We start from the raw sequence: 18,398 nt of genomic DNA on the forward strand, positions 1-18,398 counted from the left end.
GCGACGCCGCAGGCCATCGCTCCGGTTTTCCGCCGGTGCCGAATGGGCCGCGCAGGCGCCGCCTGGGCTTCGGCGAAGGCTCGCGAGCAAAGCCCACGGGCCTTCGGTCTTCAGGGCTTGGCGGCGGGCGCGGCGGCGTTCTGCGCCGGAGCGAGGGCCTTCTGCTCCGTATCGACGACGTAGGCCTTGATGGCCGACACGTCCGCCTGCGTGAGGCGCCCGGCGAAGGAGGGCATGCCGGCGGCCTGCAGCACGCCCTTCAGCACGATGTCGGAGAAGGCGCCCCGCACGTCGTCCGATGACTGGCGCAGGTCCGGTGTGCGGCCGGTGGTCTTCAGGCTGACGCCGTGGCAGCGCGAGCAGTTGGAGTGGTAGAGCAGGCTGCCCCTGGCGATGGTGTCGGCGCTCGCCTGCTGGCGGTCCCGGCGCAGGTTGGGCGGCTGGCGCACTGCGGCGGAGTCGGTGGGCTCCTCCAGCTTCGCCGTGCCGCCGACCTTGAACACCAGCAGGCGATTCTTGAGCCCGGTGCGCGGGGCCTGCATGGCCTCGCCGCCGAACATCACCGCCGCGCCGGCCCAGCCGGTGAGCACCGCCACATATTGCTGCCCGTCGAGCGCATAGGACACGGGCGCGGCGACGATGCCATCGCGGCCCGGAAACTCCCACAGCGTCTTGCCGCTGTCGGCGGCATAGGCGAGGAAGCGGCCTTCCGCCGTGCCCTGGAACACGAGGTTGCCGGCGGTGGTCAGGGTGCCGCCGTTCCAGATGTAGGGGTAGGGCACGCGCCACGCCGCCTTCTGGCGCACCGGGTCCCAGGCCACCAGCGCGCCGCTGACGAGATCGCGCGGCATCTCGGTGAAGTCGGAGAAGCCGGTGGCGGTGTTGAAGCTGTGCGGAACGAAGGTGAAGTCCTTCTCGTTGCGGTAGACGCCCGGCACCTCCTGGTAGGGAATATAGACGAGGCCGGTCTTCGGATTGAACGACATGGACATCCAATTGTGCGCGCCGAACGGGCTCGGCCACATCACGATCGGCTTGTCCTCATAGCGCACGCCGGGCGCCTCCACGGGCCGTCCGGTGCTCAGATCGATGCGTTCGGCCCAGGTGACCTTGCCGAATTTCTCCGCGGAGATGAGCTTTCCGGTCTGCCGGTCGAGCACATAGAAGAAGCCGTTCTTCGGCGCCTGCATCAGCACCTTGCGGGTGGCCCCGTCGATCTCGAGATCGGCGAGGATCATCTGCTGGGTGGCGGTGAAGTCCCAGGCGTCTCCCGGCGTCACTTGGTAATACCAGGCGAGGCGGCCGGTATCGGGCTTGATGGCGAGGATGGAGGACAGGAACAGGTTGTCGCCGCCGCCGGGGCTGCGGATGTCGCGGTTCCAGGGCGAGCCGTTGCCGGTGCCCACATAGAGCAGGTCGAGCTCGGGATCATAGGCCATGGAATCCCAGACCGTGCCGCCGCCCCCATATTTCTTCCAGTAATCGTCGCCCTTCCAGGTCTTGGCGGCCATCTCCAGCTCGGGATGCTCATACGGCTTTGCAGGATCGCCGGGGACCGTGTAGAAGCGCCAGACGAGCTTGCCGGTGTCTGCGTCGTAAGCGCTGAAGAAGCCGCGCACGCCGAATTCCGCGCCGCCATTGCCGATCACCACCTTGCCTTTGACGACACGGGGCGCGCCGGTGATCGTATAGGGCTTGCTCGGGTCGAAGGTCTGCTGCTGCCACACCACTTTTCCGGTGCCGCGATCGAGCGCCACCAGCCGGCCGTCCACGGTGCCGACGAACACCTTGTCGCCCCACAGCGCCACGCCCCGGTTCACGGCGTCGCAGCACAGGTCGTTGCCTTTGGCGCGGTCCACCTGAGGGTCGTAGTGCCACAGGATCTTGCCGGTCCGGGCGTCGATCGCCACCACCTGGCTCCAGGCCATGGAGGCATAGAGCACGCCGTCCGCCACCAGCGGCGTCGCCTCGAAGCCGCGATCGGTGTCGAAGTCGAGAGAAAAGGCAAGGCCGAGCTGGTTGACGTTCCGATCATTGATCTGGTCGAGCGGCACATAGCGCTGCTCGGCATAGCCGCGCCCGTGGCTCAGCCATTGGTCACCGCCCTTTTCAAGGCCGATGATGCGTTCCGCCGTTACGTCGGCCGCCCGCGCGGCCACCGGCGACAGCGCCAGCGCGGCGGCGAGCAGCCGCGCCAGCCGGCTGCCGGCTGTCCGGACCTGTCGGCCCGATCCCCCTCGGCTGGGGTGTTCCCTGGACACCATGGATATCCTCCCAAATGCGTTCTTGTTTGCTTTGATCGATAGTTACGCGAACGATCAGATCTGGCCCACGCTTCAAAACACCTGCATCAGGCGCACGGTGCCGCGGAAATCCTCTTCGAACCCGCCGGAGGTGTTGAAATCGCGCTGCACCATTCCCATCACCTGGAAGGTGGGGGTGATGAACTTGGAGAGTTCAAACCGCAATTGGTCCTTCTGTGTCGCGGCGCCGGTGGCCACGCCATCGAGATACTGGGAGCCACCCCAGTATCTCGAATAACCCGCCGCCGCCGACCAGGTTTCGGCGAAGGCGTAGGAAAGCCAGAGCTGGAACTGGTAGGTGTTGTCCTGGGACAGGGTCTGGGTGCCGGTGCCGGCATCGGAATTGTTGCCGTACCACATGACGTCGCCGGCAATCTGGAACGCGAAGCCGTTGGCGAAGCCCTGGTAATAGCCAGCCTGGAGATCCAGCTTCCAGCGGTTCTCGCCCATGTTGAGGGCGTCATTCTCGTCGTATTGACCCAGGGGCAGATAGAGAAACGGGGTTATGCCAAAATAGCTCTGGGTCGTCTTGTCGTTGTAGAGCCACAGCGTGCTGACGAGGATCGGGTCGGCGAGCCCGGCGGCGGAGCTTAGTTCGCTGCCGTTGAGGCGGGCATTATAGGCGGTGCCGGCCGGCAGCAGCACCTGGATGTCGGCGCGGAACCCGCCGATGTCGAAATAATGCACGTACCTCAGGATATCCACATAGGTGTCGATGCCGGTATTGTTTGATAGCGTTTGGCCGGATGTGGTCGTGTATTGAGAGCTCGTGGTATAGGTGCTGTAGAACAAGAGCAGATTGGTGCCCGCCGGAGCCGGCACATAGTCGCTGGAATTGACGTCCACGGCCTGGGCCGCCTGCGGCGCCAGGATCGCCATGGCGATCGCGAGCCCCGTCGCGCCCGCCGTCGCGCGCCATCCCCCGGCATCGCCTGTCAAAGGCGCGGGCCGCAGCCGCCCCCTCGTGACCAGACTCCTCTTCATCCGTTTCCTCCCCCGTGTGTTGTCCTTGGCCTGCGCGGTCCGCTTGGAGCCGATGCGCGCCGGCGGACATGGCTCCGCCGGCGCCCTGGACGGCGTGCCGGCGACATGCCCGATCGGCCTGCCGATGGGGCATGCCTTGAAGACCTTTGAAGTATGTGGCTTCGATATTCGGCTAGGTTCCGTGCATTCTATTTTTGATGTACGAACATCGCGGAACTTCAACTTCTCCCCGTCGCATTCTTTTTGCATCGTGCGCCGATGGAGGAGAGAGCAAGACGCGGGCCAATTGCGCGCAACGCTCGACGGCGCTGGAAAGGCGTTTATATTTCAATAGACTGGACCAAGGATCGAAGTCTCTGCCAAGACCAAGGACACGTCCGCCGCTGGCCAAGTTGTTCCATCGGTGAGACAGTGTCTCAAAAATGAGACAATCGGGAGGAACGGATGAGGACTGACCCAATGCCCCGGGACCAAAGGCGCTCCCTCGCGCGCCGCTGCTTCCTGGAAGGCGAACCGGTCCCGGAGGGGCTGGTTTCGGCTTCCGTGCTCCGCTCCTGGGAGCGATCCCGACACTATGGCCTCAGCGTCGGGGACAAGGTTCTTCACGGCCCGATCCGGGCTCCGGACCTGCGCGATGCCAGGGCCGGCCTGCAGGCGCTGCTGAATATCGCCGTGCCGGAACTCGGGCGCCTGCACGAAGCCCTGCCGCACGGGCAATGGATGCTCGCCTGCATCAGCGACGCGGGCGTGGTGCTCACCTCGATCGGCCGCGTCAAGGCGGGGGAGCTGTCGTCCGGCTTGCGCGCCGGCAACCGGCTGCACGAGCCGGCGGCTGGCACCACCGGCCCCGGCTGCGCCTTGGCGGAGCGCCGACCCGTCATCATTTCAGCCGGCGAGCATTATCTCGACGAGGCGAGCCGCTTCAGTTGCGCCGCGGTGCCGCTGTTCGACCACCTGGGGCGGATGGTCGGCGTGCTCAATGCCAGCAGCAGCAGCGATTGCCGCCCCATCCAGTTGCTCGACGCCCTGGTGCTGTCGTCCAAGGCCATTCAGCGCGAACTGGTACGCCATCAGACGGCCGCCGCCTATCTGCACTTCCACGCCCGCGCCGACATGCTCGGCACGCCGCTGGAAGGGGTGCTCGCGATCGGCCCGGACGGGGAGATCGTCGGCGCCAATGACGACGCGCGCGGCGCCTTGCGCGAGGGCGCGGCCGATCTGGAGGGGCTGGCGGTGGAAGCTCTGCTCGGCTGTTCCCTGGCACGCCTCCTGGACGGCGTGGGCGATGCCCCGCGCCGGCTGGTCCTTGGCAATGGGCTGTGCCTGCACGCGCGGGTCGAGCGGCCGCGGAAGGCGCGGCTTGCCCTTGCGGCAGGCCGGCCCGGCGCCGATCGGGGGGCGGCCGAGGAGACGGAGCCAGCGATCTCCCGCGCTCTGCGTCATGTCACCCATGCCATGCAGCGGCAGCTTCCGGTGCTGATCCAGGGTGAAACCGGCACCGGCAAGGAAGTGTTCGCCCGCGCCAGCCACGCGGCGAGCGCCCGCGCCCAGGGGCCGTTCGTGGCGGTCAATTGCTCGGCCATCCCCGCCGATCTGATCGAGGCCGAACTGTTCGGCTATGAGGATGGCGCGTTCACGGGGGCGCGTCGCGGCGGCGCGTCCGGCCGGTTCGAGCAGGCCCATGGCGGCACCGTCCTGCTCGACGAAATCGGCGACATGCCCCTGGCGCTTCAGCCGAAACTGTTGCGGGTGCTGCAGGAGCGGCGCATCGCCCGGCTCGGCGGCGGGGCGGAACGCCCGATCGACGTGGCGGTGGTGTGCGCCACCCATCTCGATCTTGAGGCGCTGGTGGCACAGAAGCGGTTTCGCGAGGATCTCTATTACCGCATCAATGGCGTGCGGGTGAGCCTTCCGCCGCTGCGGGAACGGGCGGATTTCCCGCAGATCGTGGCGCACATCCTGCAACGGGAGGGGGGTGGGTTCCAGCTCTCGGACGATGCGTTCGCCATCATCGCGGCCTTTTCCTGGCCGGGCAATATCCGCCAGCTCGATACGGTGCTCCGGTTCGCCATCACCGCTCTGGAATGCGAGGGGGAACGGGGCGGGATCATCGAAATCGATCATCTGCCCGACGACTTCCGCGCGGCGGCGAGGCGCGCGCCGGGCCTGTCCGCTCCGGGCGCGCGCCTCACGCAGGAGGTGTCCAGCCTGGAGCGCGGGATCGTGCGCGAGGCGCTGGCCGCCCGCGACGGCAACCGCACCCATGCCGCCCGCGACCTCGGCATTTCCCGCGCCACGCTCTACCGCAAGCTCGGACCGGCCGTCCGACGCCCGCCCGACGACCCGGTGTGAGGGCGATCCGCGCCGCGCGCCGCCGACGCCGGTCGCAAGCGGCGCTGGCATCCATCGGCAATCGCGGCCGAAGACGGGCACGCAGAGTCTTGCTGCCGCATGAGGTTATAGCGAAGGGGCAGAATGCGCGGCGGAAGGAGCGGGTGGCGGTGCCGGAGCATTTCATCGACCTGCGCCAGCGTCGAGACCCTTGCCTTCCGCAAGGGCCTTACCGCCGACCATCTTCATCGCCGACCATGGGGATGATCCGCGCGCGCCATCGCCAAGGCGGCGGCGCGGCTCAATGCGGTGCGGGCGAACGGGCTGAACCCGGCGGATCCGGTGCGGCCGGCGCTGGTGCCGGGCGATCGGGATCGCATCCCGCCGGTGAGCCTGGACAAAAGCCGCGCGGCGCCCGTCCCCCTCCGGCCCGGCGCGAACACCGGGGCCGAACGGCCTCAACCGGCGCGGGTTTCTCCGCTCGCGCCCTTGGCGGCCACCTCGGGGGTGCGAATGCGCACGCCGGAGGCGCGGCAGCGGGAGGCGAATTCCGGCGGCGGCGGGCTGTCGGACACGATGGTGTCGACGGCGGACAATTGGCACACCTTCACCGGCGCCTCGCGCCCGAACTTGGTGTGGTCGGCGATCACCCAGGATTCCTGGGCCTGCTGCATGGCGGCGCGGGCGAACTCCGCCTCGAACAGATGGAAATCCCCCAATTCCCCGGCGAGGGTGATGCCACCCACCGAGATGAAGGCATAGCGCACCTGAAACTGGCGGATGAAGTCGATGGTGGACGGCCCCATGGCCGAGCCATCCTCGCCCGCCAGCTCACCGCCGGACATGAACACCCGGTTGCCGTTCTTGGAGGCGAGGCGGTGGGCGATCTGCACCGAATGGGTCACCACCGTGAGCCGCGAATGGCTGGAGAGCGCATCGGCCACGTAAGCGGAGGTCGTGCCATTGTCGAGGATCAGGCTGTCGCCGTCCTGCACCTGATCGCGCACGAGCGCGGCCACCGCCCATTTGGCGTCGTTGTTCACATGCATGCGGCGCTGGAACGGCGGCTCCTCCCCCACCTCCGGAATCATGATGCCGCCGTGGAAGCGCAGCAGCGTGCCGTCCTCGATCAGGGGCTGGATGTTGCGGCGGATGGTCTCCGTGGACACGGACAGCCGCAAGGCGAGCTCGGCGATGGAATAGCTGCCCTTGGCGCGCACCACCTGGAGAATGTCGTTCTGACGCTTGAGAGACATGGGCCAACCGCGGTTTTCCGACACATCACGGGCGTTCCGCGCCGCCGGATGTTGACATGAATGCCACAAAGCACCGCATCTGTCAGGCTCGTGCACACGAGATCCGCGTCTTTGCGTGGCCTTTGCGCGCTTTTGACCGCACAGCTCCATGGCGCCGCGAGTTGCCGGTCTCGATCGCACTTCACGCGCCATTGGTCCTGTGAAAAGGTATTTAAATACTTCTGAACACCAATTTCGCGCGGCATGACTATGGCGTATCCGGCCGTTCTCGAGGTGGTTGTTTGTCGGAACGCGATGTCTGCGCGGCGTGTCGTCGCGGCCGGGGGATCCGCGTGTCTGGATCCTCGACGTGTCGCGGCATGGGCGATGGCTCCCGTAGCGCGGGGGATCAGCGCGCGGCGGATGGCGACGGCGGCCGCATTTTCGTTCACGGCGCTCGCGGCGCGCCGGACCGCGATCAGGCCCGAAGCGTCGCGTGCGAGCTATGAATGGCCCCATGCTGGAGGCCCGCCTCATGCGTTCGCCGACCTGCGAGTGCGAGCGAAACTGACGCCGCGCCGGTGTAGACTTTCATCCCACGAGAGACATGCGGATCGCTACCGGGTTGGTGAGCCCCGGAGCGCAGTAGGATCGCGAGGACACATGGGCTGGTTTGGCAGACTGATAGGCTTTGAAGAGGCAGGGTAGCACGACACGAAGGATCATCTGGAGGTTCGCGACGGCCGCCTGTATTCTCGCGTCAATGGCCGGTCATTCGGCGTCGGCACGCTGGAGCTGGTGAGGTGGTCCCCATTACGTGGACAGATTGGCGGCTTTGCTAAGCTTGGTTCTGGTTTGCGTTACGCCGCCATGTTGATGCCGTGGCAGGCCGTGCAGACCTCCTCCGGCGTTCTTCCGCCGAGGGCCGAGTGGGGCCTCGCGCGATTGTAGTCGGTGCCCTGCCTGCCGATCCCGGCCCGAGCCTCGGAACCGGTCTCGAAGGCGTTGAGGTAGATGCACTCGTATTTCATCGACCGCCAGAGGCGCTCGATGAACACATTGTCCATCCATCGGCCGCGGCCATCCATGGAGATCCGTACCCCAGCATCCAGCAGCACCCGGGTGAAGCGCGGGCTGGTGAACTGGCTGCCCTGGTCGGTATTGAAGATGCCGGGCCGCCCGAACCGGGACAAGGCCTCCTCCAGCGCCGCGATGCAGACGTCCGCCTCCATGGTGTTGGACCGCCGCCAGAGCAATCCTACGGAGAGAACCCTGCGGCTGTGCCAGTCCATGATCGCGACCAGGTCCAGGAACCCGCGCCGCATCTGGATGTAGGTGATGTCGGCGCACCAGACCTGGTCGGGCCTGTCGATCGCATAGTCCGAAGGAGATAGGGGAAGATGCGGTGCTGCGGGTGCCGCACCGTGGTCTTCGGCCGCGGGGAGATGGCGGCCAACCCCATACGGGCCATGAGGCGCCGCACGCGCTTGCGCCCGACCTCATGTCCCTGCCGGCGCAGATGGCGCATCATCTGCCGCGAGCCGGACCAGGGCGTCTCGAGGAACTGGCCGTCGATCTCTCGCATGATGGCAAGAGGCTCGGGGCTTTCGTTCTGCGGGCCGCCGTAGAAGGCCGACCGGCTGATGCCGACCAGGGGCGCACTGGCGCGTGATCGGTTGTTGTGGGTGATCCGGTTCGATCAAGTCGCGTTTTGCCCCCACGCTCATCGCCCGGAGGCCCGACGCATAAAATCCCGTTCCACCACAAGCTGGCCGATCTTGGCATGGAGCGGGTCGATCTCGCTCTCGCGGGCGGCATCGGCGGCTTCCGCCTTGCCGGAGAACACCGTGGCCATGCCCTCGACGGCTTGCTTCTTCCAGGAGTTGATCATCGTCTGGTGGACGGCCGTGCCTGGCGGCAAGCTGCGCCACCGTCAGCTCTCCCCGGCAATCGCGACGCCTGGACGGCCGTGGACCTCTACCGCACCATGCTGGCTGACCGGACTGACGGCGTGCCCTTCATGGCCCTGACGCTGGAGGCCGTGATCTCAGCCATCGGCGAGACCGGGGACCTTGACCTCGCCGCGCGCCTGCACGAGCGTTACACCGACTTCACACCGGTTCATCGCCTGATCGAAGATTGGGAACCCTTCACCGACGAATGAGCAGAACCAAGCCGATCCGCTCCCATGCCCTGCGCAGCAGAGCGGACCGGCCTTGATACCGCCATGTGGTTCATACATTCGTTCATACGGAAAGGAGCATCGTCATGGTTGCGCTCAAGCTCGGAAAGATCGGCAATTCAGTGGGCGCGGTGCTGCCCAAGGAGGTGCTGGCCCGCCTCAAGGTGGGACAAGGCGACACCCTCTATCTGACCGAGACCCCGGACGGCTATCACCTGACGCCCTACGAGCCCGAGTTCGAGGCGCAGATGGAGGAAGCCCTCAAGATCATGAAGAAGCGCCGCAACGTGCTGCGCGAACTCGCGAAATGAGTGGGGCGAGCATCCGGGGTGAGCCCCGTTGGGTGACCAAGGCCGTGGTCCTCGCGGTTCATGACGCGCAGCTTGCGGAGCATGGCGGCGGCCGGGGCGTGCGGGATGAGGGACTGCTGGAGACGGCTCTCGATCGCCCGAAGAATCGCTACCACTACATGCAGCCGGACGAGGCGGCCGGAGCGCTGGTGACCGCCTCCGACATGGCGACCCTGGCCGCCGCCTATGCCTATGGCCTCGCCAAGAACCCCCCCTTCGTGGACGGCAACAAGCGCACCTCCTTCGTGGTGTGCGAGCTGTTCCTGGCCCTGAACGGCTATGAACTCGCCATGGACGACGCCACGGCCGTGACCACATGGCTGGCCCTGGCCGCGAGCGAGCTGAGCGAAGACGATCTGGCGGCCAGGATTGCTGCAATGATCCAAGAGGCGTGAGGGCGAAGGTCCATGGTCACGGTAGTTCCATACCCTAAAGAGGTGCCGTGTATTTCGGCCACCGGCTCCTTTTTATATGACGTGAGCCGAAGCACTCCCGCCCGGCAGCGTCTCATCCCCGGCCTGGGTCCCTCTGCCTCAAGACCAACACCAGACCTCTTTCTTCCCATCTCTTCTCACCCAGCGGAGGAATCCGCCGGGCTCTTCTCTCGACCTTCTCCGTAAAGCCACCCAGGCCGGGATGAGGCGTTCTTCTCACGCGAGAGGTCGTCTCATGTCCCCGCACGTTTCCACCGCCGACCAGCACCAGCTTCTCGTCCGGCACCGCCGCCTGATCCATGCGCCGTCCGAGGCCATCATCCGGGCGTGGTGCGATCCAGCCCTCTTCACCAAGCTCCACGCGGCCGAGCCCGACATGGGCGTGGCGTTCAGCATCGACCCGGCAGACACGCACCTCGCCTCGGTCGCCCTCGGCAGCCCCCACGACGACATCCAGGAGCGGTTGCCCCTCTGCACGACCTATCAGCCGGGCGGCCCAGGCGGCGCGCAGCATGTCGCTGGCTCTTGCCGACGATCCCGATGCCCTGCCGTTGCTCGCCGACGCGTTGCGACGGAATGCGGCGAGCGGCCCTAATTGGATGACCGTGCAAAGGGGCATATCATTCCCGGCGCATATTGCGCCTGATGCGAGCGCGTAAGCCTACAGTTTTTCTCGGCTGTCAGCGATTCCATGGGAATCAATGATCCCATCCACGGCATGGCAAAGGCAAAATGAAAAAGGCAGCGCCGGAGCGCTGCCCTTATCTGGTGCAGACTGGCTGCTTGTTAACCGCCAGACCACGATCTCTGATGCCTCACACCGTAAACGGCGCGAACTCATAGTCAAGGTCTGGCGACAACACACATACCTTTAAGAGAACATATTTTCATTCTCTATTAAAAAGTGTAAAATGGGCCTTCGGCGCCGAAGTGCCCGGCTGATTTCAGCGTCCCTTATGGAGGGGGATTCGAAATCAGCATGTTGCCGATAGGTGCCAAGAATGGGATTTTCAAGGCTACACATATAGCAATGAGATTTTTCCATGCCTTGGCGACTTTCCCTGGATCTCGGCGCCGGTTCCATCGGCTGGTGCGCCCTTGACCTTGACGAGACGGGTGCGCCCGTCTCCATCCTCGCTGCCGGCGTTCGCCTGTTCGGGGACGGCCGGGCGCCGAGCCGGGGCGATCAGCAGGGCACGCCGCTCGCGGTGGAGCGCCGCGCCGCCCGCGCCATGCGGCGGCGGCGCGGCCGCTTCAAGCAGCGCCAGAGTGCCCTTCTGAAGCATCTGGAACTGGATGGCCTGTTTCCGGCCGAGGTCTCCTCCCGTCAGGCACTGGAAGGCCGCGATCCGTTCGCGCTGCGTGCCCGCGCCCTCGATGCCGAGCTGACCCTTCACGAGATCGGTCGCGCCCTATTCCACATCAACCAGCGCCGGGGGTTTAAGTCCAACCGCAAGACCGACCGGGGCGCCGAGGATGACGCCGGCAAGATCGCCATCGGCATCGATCGTCTGCGCACCGCCATGGAGGAAGCCGGCGCCCGCACCTTCGGTGCGTTCCTGCACCTGCGCCGCGCCGGCGCGGAGAGCCCGAACGCCATCCCCTCGGTGCGCACCCGCCTGCGGCCGGAGCGGGAGGAGAATGCCCGTGGCGACGGCTATGATTTCTACCCGGGCCGGGATCTGCTGGAGGAGGAGTTCGACGCCATCTGGCAGGCCCAGGCGCCGTATCATCCGGGTGTGCTGACCCCGCAGGTGCATGATCGCCTGTTCGAGATCGTGTTCCACCAGCGCCCGCTCAAGCGACCGAAGGTCGGCACCTGCACCCTGGTGCCCGGCGAGGAGCGGCTGCCCAAGTCGCATCCTCTGTTCCAGCGCCGTCGGCTGCTGGAGGAGGTGAACGCCCTCATGGTGGTGCGGGCCGGCGAAAAGGCCGAAGTGCTCACGCTGGAACAGCGCAACATCCTGTTGCTGAAGCTGAAGGACAAGGCGAAGGTCTCCTTCGAAACCCTGCGCAAGGCCCTGAAGCTCGCCCCTGACGCCCGTTTCAACAAGGAAAGCGAGCACCGCAGCGACCTGAAGGGCGATGAGGTGGCCGCCCTGCTCGGCCACAAGAGCCGCTTCGGCACGTCCTGGCAGCATCTGAGCCCCGACGCGCAATGGCAGGTGATCGCCCGCGTCCAGGAGGAAGAGGACGAAGCCGCCCTCAGGGCTTGGTTTGAAAGCACATGGCAGCTTACGCCGGATGAGGCGAAGGCGGTGGCCGGGGTGCGCCTGCCCCAGGGCTACGGCCGCTTCGGCCTCACCGCGACGACCCGCCTGATCGCCGCCCTCGAGGCGGAGGTGATCACCTACGACAAGGCAGTGGCGAAGGCCGGGCTTGGCCATCACAGCGATTTTCGCACGGGGGAGGTCTTCACCGATGCGAAGGGCCAGCCCACTTTGCCCTATTACGGCGCCGCGCTGGAGCAGCACATCATGCCCGGCACCGCGGAGCCCTCCGATCCGGAGGAGATGCGCATTGGCCGGCTCACCAATCCCACCGTACACATCGGTCTCAACCAGCTGCGCCGGCTGGTGAATGTGCTCATTCGTCGGTTCGGCCGGCCGGACGGCATCGTCATCGAGCTGGCCCGCGAGCTAAAGCTGACCGACGACGAAAAACAGCGCCGCAACCGCGAGAACACGAAGAACCGGCGCGACGCCGAGGAGCGCTCGAAGAAGCTGGCCGAACTGCGGCAGGCAGACACCGGCGCCAACCGCGCCCGGCTGAAGCTGTGGGAAGAGTTGAACCGGGAGAATGTGCTGGACCGCCGCTGCGTCTATACCGGCGCGCAGATCTCCGTCGACATGCTGTTCTCCGAGACGGTGGAGGTGGACCACATCCTGCCCTTCGACGCGACGCTGGATGATTCCAACGCCAACCGCATCTTGTGCCTCAGGCAGGCGAACCGCGAGAAGCGCAAGCGCTCGCCCTTCGAGGCCTGGGGCCACACCGAGCGTTGGCCTCAAATCGCCGAGCTGGCAAGTCGCCTGCCGCGGGAAAAACGCTGGCGATTCGAGCCCGATGCCATGAAGAAATTCGAGGGCGAGGGCTTTATCGCCCGCCATCTGGTGGACACGCAATATCTCTCGCGCATGGCGCGGCAGTATCTTTCCGCTCTCTATCCGGAAACTGGCGAGGGGTCGGGCCGGGTCTGGGTGGCCACGGGGCGTCTCACCGAGCTGGTGCGCCGCAAGCTCGGGCTGAACAGCCTGCTGCCGGATCACAATTTCGGCGGCGGCGCCGACCAGCCCAAGAACCGCCTGGACCACCGCCACCACGCCATCGATGCCGCCGTGATCGGCATTCTCGACCGTGGCATGCTTCAGCGCATGGCGAAGGTCTCCGGCGAGGAGGGGGACGAGGGCCGCGAGCGGGTCATCATTCCCGATCCCTGGCCCACCTTCCGCGACGACCTGAAGGCTGCCGTCGACGCCATCGTGGTCAGCCACCGGCCGGATCATGGCACGGCCTCCAAGGTTGGTCTTCCCAAGGGCCGGGACCAGACGGCGGGTCGCCTTCACAACGACACGGCCTATGGCCTTGTCAAGGATGGCCGCCCTGACGATGTGGTTCATCGTGTCCCCCTGGGGGCCTTGAAGCCCGCGGAGCTGGAGGCCGATGACGGCTCCGGCAAGCGCCGGGTGCGCGATCCTGAGTTGCGCGCCGCCCTGCGCGATTTCACCCGAGGCCGCGAAGGCAAGGATTTCGAGCGGCGTCTGGCGCAATTCTCCGAGCTTGGGCCGCTCTCGTTCCGCAACATCCGTCGCGTGCGGGTGATCGAGCCCCTGTCCGTCATTCCCATCCGCGATGGCGAGGGGGTGGCCTACAAAGGCTACAAGGGCGATTCCAATTATCGCTGCGACGTGTGGGAAATGCCGGACGGAAAATGGGTGCCGGAGGTGATCTCCATGTTCGATGCCCACCAGCCCGGCTGGACCTCGCACATCAAAGCCGCTTGCCCGACCGCGCGCAAAGTGCTGCGCCTGCACAAGGACGATATTCTCGCGGTCGAGAGCGCTGGCGAGCGGCGTCTCATGAAAGTCTTGCAGCTTTGGCAGAATGGCCAAGTCACTTTGGTGCCACCCAACGAAGGCGGAGATCTACGCGCCCGCTCCAAGAATAGTGACGACCCGTTCGAATACACCTCTCCCACGGCGGGAGGCTTGAAGAAGCTGAAAGCGCGACAGGTGCGTGTGGATGAAACCGGGCGGGTGTTCGACCCGGGCTTCCCGACCCGCAAGCCGGCCTCGCCCTTGAAAGCGGCGGAATAACGGAGACGGGCTATGGACCGGATCGTTGATATCGCCACCGACGGCCGGCACCTTTCCGCCCATCGGGGCTTCCTTGTGGTGAGCGAGGATCGCCGCGAGATCGGGCGCATTCCCCTCGACGATGTGTGCGCGGTCATCGTCCATGCTCACGGTGTCACCTGGACCACCAATCTGGTGGTCGCGCTGGCCGAGCGCGGGGCCGTCCTGCTCCTGTGCGGCCCCAACCATGCCCCCGTCGCCGTTTGTCTCCCGCTGGAGGGCCACCATGCGCAGAACGCCCGCATCCGCGCTCAACTCGAGGCGGGGCGTCCGCTGCTGAAACAGCTCTGGAAGCAGGTGGTCGTCGCCAAGATCTCCTGGCAGGCGGCGGTGCTCGAATCCTGCGGCATCGCGGCGTCCGCTTTCGACCTTTTCACCCGCAAGGTGCGCTCGGGCGATCCGGACAATGTGGAAGCCCAGGCCGCGCGACGCTACTGGCCTCTGCTTATGGGCGAAGCCTTTCGTCGCGACCGAGAGGCCGAGGGCGTCAATGCCTTGCTGAATTATGGCTACACGGTCCTCAGATCCCTATGCGCCCGCTCGGCGGTAGCAGCGGGCCTGCATCCTTCCATGGGTATCCACCATGCGAACCGAACCAACGCCTTCGCGCTGGCGGACGATTTGATGGAGCCGCTGCGCCCTCTGGTGGATGCACTGGCCCTGAGGCTCGTGGCGGCTGGCATTGAGACCGTGACACCTGAGGCTAAGCGTGCCTTTACCGGCCTCATCGCCCTCGATTTGCCCCTGGCGGGGGCAACGACGACTGTCGCCGGAGCGGCCCAGCGCACGGCCCAGACGCTGGCGACGGCGTTTCAGACCGGGCGATCCGCCGATCTCGTGCTGCCGCCCCCGCCCTCGCGGCTGGAGCTGGCAGGGCTTGGGGCTCTGATCCGATGACCGCCACGCAACTCAGCGGATACCGGCTCATGTGGATTTTCGTGATGTTCGACCTGCCGGTGGGCAGCCGGGCAGAGATGCACGCCGCGACTAAATTCCGGCAGTTTTTGCTCGACGAAGGGTTCGAGAAGAGCCAGTTCTCCGTCTATGCGCGCTTCTGCAATGGCAAGGAACAGTTCGAGGCGTACATGCGCCGCATCGAATCGAATTTGCCTGAACAAGGCGAAATTCACATCCTCACATTCACGGATCGGCAGTATGAAAACATCATCCGCTTCTCGGGTCAGCGCCGACGACGCCCCCGCAAAAACCCCGACCAACTGGCCCTATTCTGATGGAATGGCCCATTTCTCGAACATCCCGACCACCGCCATCCCCTTCGAAATCAAGGAGATGGCGGCAGATCGAGGATAGCCGTTCAGAGATCGTGGTCCAGCGGCAACACAGACCTCGAACGCCTCGTCGTCCAGCTCAGGATAGCCGTTCAGAGATCGTGGTCCAGCGGCAACAAATCGCGCACCGCGCCTTTATCCACGTCGAGGATAGCCGTTCAGAGATCGTGGTCCAGCGGCAACTGGACCTCCTGGCTCCCGGTGTCCACTTCGAGGATAGCCGTTCAGAGATCGTGGTCCAGCGGCAACGAGCGCCAGAAGGACCCGTGCCGTGTCACGAGGATAGCCGTTCAGAGATCGTGGTCCAGCGGCAACCAACTTGTTCCCTTCATGATTCCACGCATAAGGATAGCCGTTCAGAGATCGTGGTCCAGCGGCAACCGAACCCGCATGCGGCGACCTCGACCCGCGAGGATAGCCGTTCAGAGATCGTGGTCCAGCGGCAACTCCTCGACCCCCTTGAACGATTGGGTCATCAGGATAGCCGTTCAGAGATCGTGGTCCAGCGGCAACGGAACACGTGCATCGCCCCGGTCAAGAGACGAGGATAGCCGTTCAGAGATCGTGGTCCAGCGGCAACGTGGCCGTGTCAGCGGCGCGTTCGGTGCCGAGGATAGCCGTTCAGAGATCGTGGTCCAGCGGCAACGGGATAACGAATTTCACGCTTCCAATTCCGAGGATAGCCGTTCAGAGATCGTGGTCCAGCGGCAACCGATCCAGGTCCCGCTTCATCCCGCTGAAAAGGATAGCCGTTCAGAGATCGTGGTCCAGCGGCAACAAGGCCCTGGCGCGGCTGGAAATGGCGCGAGGATAGCCGTTCAGAGATCGTGGTCGCGTGTCGCCGATATCATTACGCGACCTCACAAGATGCACCCACCACCTGTCCGAACTCGGACCTACTTAACGGCCGCTTCGGGTCAACTGGAGACAAAAAGAAAGTGCCGTGGCGGACCGCTGCTGGTGCACCTTTGGCGCCGCATTGCCTCTTGCGCTGCATTGGGGAGCCTGGCTTGGCGTTGTGCCGCCGGAGTTCCGTTGACGATGTGTCCGAAGCTCCATCAGCCCGCGCGGTGTGCGCTCAAGTTCGCAGAAATCCGCCCGCGTCCGCCGACGCATACTCCCCAAATTCTTCCCAAAAACACAAAAGCCCCGCGAAGGGCAGGGCTAAGCTTTTGAAAAGATTGGCGCTCCCAAGGGGAATCGAACCCCTGTTTTCGCCGTGAGAGGGCGACGTCCTAGACCGCTAGACGATGGGAGCGTCGCGGGAAGGCGGTTTCTATAGCTGCGTTCCGCCGGGGTCGCAAGCGCCATTCCCGCGCCATGGTGAAGTTCTCCACAGGTCGCGGCTTATGTCAGCGGCGGGCGGTGGCCGAAAATGGCGCTGCCGACGCGGATGTGGGTGGCGCCCTGGCGGATGGCGGCGGGAAAATCGCCGCTCATGCCCATGGACAGGCCCTTCAAGCCGTTGCGCGCCGCGATCTCGGCCAGAAGCGCGAAATGCGGGTCGGGCACCGCGTCGGCCGGCGGAATGCACATGAGGCCCGACAGGGTGAGGCCGTGCACGTCGCGGCATTCGGCGATGAAGGCGTCGGCGGCCTCCGGCAGCACGCCGGCCTTCTGCGGCTCGGCGCCGGTGTTGACCTGCACGAACAATTCCAGCGCCCTGCCGGTGCGCGCCTGCTCGGCGGCGATGGCGGCGGCGATCTTGGGCCGGTCCACGGTGTGGATGGCGTCGAACAGCTCCACCGCCTCGCGCACCTTGTTGGATTGCAGCGGGCCGATGAGATGCACCCGCGCATCGGGGAACGCGGCGCGCAGTTCCGGCCACTTGGCCTGCGCCTCCTGGACGCGGTTCTCGCCGAACACCCGCTGCCCCGCCTCCAGCACCGGGCGCACGGCGTCCGCCGGGAAGGTCTTGGAAACGGCGATCAGCGTCACATCCTGTGGTCGCCGGTCGAACGCGCGGCAGGCCTTGGCGATGGCGGCGCGCACCTCCGCCAGATGATGGGGGGCCTGGCTTGCGCCCGCGCGGGTGGTGTCACCGGGTGTTTCACTCATGGGCGTTCCCTTGGGGCTCCGGGGTCGGGTCGAGCCGGCGCAGGCTGCGCAGGGGGGCGCTTGCGGCGATGCGCTCCAGGGCCGGCGCCAGCGGTTCGCGCGCCACCATCATGTGAAAGGCGTTGGCGTGCAGCAGGGTGTCGGGCGCCGCGACAATCGCCACGTGGCCGGGCCAGAACAGCAGGTCGCCGCGCCGCAGGGGCGTGTCGAGGGGCAGGGCCGTGCCGAGTGTCCGCTCCTGCATGTCGCTGTCGCGGGGGGCGGCGATGCCACAGGCGAAAAGCGCGGTCTGCACCAGGCCAGAGCAGTCGAGCCCAAGCGCCGAGCGCCCGCCCCACAGATAGGGCACGCCGAGGAAGCGGCTGGCCACCGCGACGAAATCGGTCTCGCGCGCGTCGAGGGGCGCCAGATGGCGGGCGAAGATGAAGCCTTCGGGGATGGCGGCGAAGGCCCCCTTTTCCGCGCGCACCGCCACCGCGCTGCCGAAGCAGAGGGCGCCACGGGGCGGCAGCTTGATGTCCGGGCCGGGGAAGATGAAGGTGCGCGGCACCGCCACCTTGTGGGTCGGGGCGGGGCCGATGGGGCGCAGGGCTTCGGTGGGCAGATAGCCCACATAGCCGTCGCGGGCGAGCTGGGCGAAGGCCCAGCCTTCCCCGTCGTCCGCATAGACGGTGACGCGCTCGCCGTGGAGCGCCTCGGTGTCGAGGGGCGCGTCGCCCGCCGGGCGGCGGCGCAGGGGGGCGACCGGCTCGGCCACCTCGCGGGCCTCGCCGTCCACATAGCGCGGGGCCTCCACCACGCCCTTGAGATGGGCGGCGGCGAGGTCGTCGCGGGCGGGGGTGAGGCGCGGGTCGAAACCTTCGGGCAGAGCCATGAT

Annotated in this window: 13 protein-coding genes, 1 tRNA gene, 1 pseudogene and 1 CRISPR repeat array; of the genes and pseudogenes, 8 read left to right on the forward strand and 7 right to left on the reverse strand. The window is 66.1% G+C overall.

All coding sequences use genetic code 11. From position 1 onward, the window contains the following. Nucleotides 1–110: 110 nt before the first annotated feature. Entirely contained in the window at nucleotides 111–2,264 is a 2,154-nt protein-coding gene (locus HUW53_RS12955; RefSeq protein ID WP_237346184.1) for a PQQ-dependent dehydrogenase, methanol/ethanol family, read from the reverse strand. A gap of 72 nt (nucleotides 2,265–2,336) precedes the next feature. Then, nucleotides 2,337–3,287, reverse strand: coding sequence for a transporter (locus HUW53_RS12960; protein ID WP_237346185.1), 951 nt, complete (start codon nucleotides 3,285–3,287; stop codon nucleotides 2,337–2,339). A gap of 459 nt (nucleotides 3,288–3,746) precedes the next feature. On the opposite strand from HUW53_RS12960, the gene HUW53_RS12965 reads away from it, so the two are divergent. Next, nucleotides 3,747–5,639, forward strand: coding sequence for a sigma-54-dependent Fis family transcriptional regulator (locus tag HUW53_RS12965; protein WP_237346186.1), 1,893 nt, complete (start codon nucleotides 3,747–3,749; stop codon nucleotides 5,637–5,639). A 437-nt stretch (nucleotides 5,640–6,076) separates the two neighbouring features. Here the strand turns inward: HUW53_RS12965 and HUW53_RS12970 are convergent, their stop codons facing one another. Together HUW53_RS12970 and HUW53_RS22180 are read right to left on the reverse strand one after the other, a co-directional pair. Beyond that, nucleotides 6,077–6,874, reverse strand: coding sequence for a DeoR/GlpR family DNA-binding transcription regulator (locus tag HUW53_RS12970; protein ID WP_237346187.1), 798 nt, complete (start codon nucleotides 6,872–6,874; stop codon nucleotides 6,077–6,079). An 839-nt stretch (nucleotides 6,875–7,713) separates the two neighbouring features. Next, nucleotides 7,714–8,799, reverse strand: a pseudogene (locus tag HUW53_RS22180) (IS3 family transposase); the annotation flags it as partial. A gap of 41 nt (nucleotides 8,800–8,840) precedes the next feature. On the opposite strand from HUW53_RS22180, the gene HUW53_RS22185 reads away from it, so the two are divergent. The 7 genes from HUW53_RS22185 to cas2 all read left to right on the forward strand — a co-directional run bounded on the left by HUW53_RS22185 (nucleotide 8,841) and on the right by cas2 (nucleotide 15,406). After that, entirely contained in the window at nucleotides 8,841–9,017 is a 177-nt protein-coding gene (locus HUW53_RS22185; RefSeq protein WP_442478246.1) for a hypothetical protein, read from the forward strand. A 104-nt stretch (nucleotides 9,018–9,121) separates the two neighbouring features. Further along, nucleotides 9,122–9,346 (forward strand): AbrB/MazE/SpoVT family DNA-binding domain-containing protein, encoded by a 225-nt coding sequence (locus HUW53_RS12985; protein WP_237346189.1) that lies wholly within the window; start codon nucleotides 9,122–9,124, stop codon nucleotides 9,344–9,346. Between the two features lie 32 nt (nucleotides 9,347–9,378). After that, nucleotides 9,379–9,780: a type II toxin-antitoxin system death-on-curing family toxin gene (locus tag HUW53_RS12990; RefSeq protein ID WP_307499608.1), complete on the forward strand. Its 402-nt coding sequence runs from the start codon at nucleotides 9,379–9,381 to the stop codon at nucleotides 9,778–9,780. Nucleotides 9,781–10,054: 274 nt separating this feature from the next. Beyond that, nucleotides 10,055–10,414, forward strand: a complete 360-nt coding sequence (locus HUW53_RS12995) for a hypothetical protein (protein ID WP_237346191.1) — start codon at nucleotides 10,055–10,057, stop codon at nucleotides 10,412–10,414. Nucleotides 10,415–10,862: 448 nt separating this feature from the next. Next, nucleotides 10,863–14,135, forward strand: coding sequence for a type II CRISPR RNA-guided endonuclease Cas9 (gene cas9, locus HUW53_RS13000; protein ID WP_237346192.1), 3,273 nt, complete (start codon nucleotides 10,863–10,865; stop codon nucleotides 14,133–14,135). Between the two features lie 12 nt (nucleotides 14,136–14,147). Beyond that, nucleotides 14,148–15,071, forward strand: a complete 924-nt coding sequence (cas1, locus tag HUW53_RS13005) for a type II CRISPR-associated endonuclease Cas1 (RefSeq protein WP_237346193.1) — start codon at nucleotides 14,148–14,150, stop codon at nucleotides 15,069–15,071. Between the two features lie 29 nt (nucleotides 15,072–15,100). Continuing rightward, nucleotides 15,101–15,406 (forward strand): CRISPR-associated endonuclease Cas2, encoded by a 306-nt coding sequence (cas2, locus tag HUW53_RS13010; RefSeq protein ID WP_237346194.1) that lies wholly within the window; start codon nucleotides 15,101–15,103, stop codon nucleotides 15,404–15,406. Nucleotides 15,407–15,478: 72 nt separating this feature from the next. After that, a CRISPR array of direct repeats spans nucleotides 15,479–16,306; the repeat unit is 36 nt; unit sequence AGGATAGCCGTTCAGAGATCGTGGTCCAGCGGCAAC. A gap of 339 nt (nucleotides 16,307–16,645) precedes the next feature. Here cas2 and HUW53_RS13015 read toward each other — a convergent pair. From HUW53_RS13015 to HUW53_RS13025, 3 genes are all read right to left on the reverse strand, one after another. Continuing rightward, nucleotides 16,646–16,721, reverse strand: a tRNA-Glu gene (locus HUW53_RS13015). 89 nt (nucleotides 16,722–16,810) lie between these two features. Beyond that, on the reverse strand, nucleotides 16,811–17,521 hold the full coding sequence (locus tag HUW53_RS13020; RefSeq protein WP_237346195.1) for a YggS family pyridoxal phosphate-dependent enzyme: 711 nt from the start codon (nucleotides 17,519–17,521) through the stop codon (nucleotides 16,811–16,813). Further along, nucleotides 17,514–18,395 (reverse strand): C40 family peptidase, encoded by an 882-nt coding sequence (locus HUW53_RS13025; protein ID WP_237346196.1) that lies wholly within the window; start codon nucleotides 18,393–18,395, stop codon nucleotides 17,514–17,516. Before HUW53_RS13025 ends, HUW53_RS13020 begins: the two co-directional genes overlap by 8 nt. Nucleotides 18,396–18,398 lie beyond the last annotated feature (3 nt).

Origin of the sequence: Xanthobacter agilis (assembly GCF_021730435.1) — a bacterium.
Classification (GTDB): Bacteria; Pseudomonadota; Alphaproteobacteria; order Rhizobiales; family Xanthobacteraceae; genus Xanthobacter; species Xanthobacter agilis.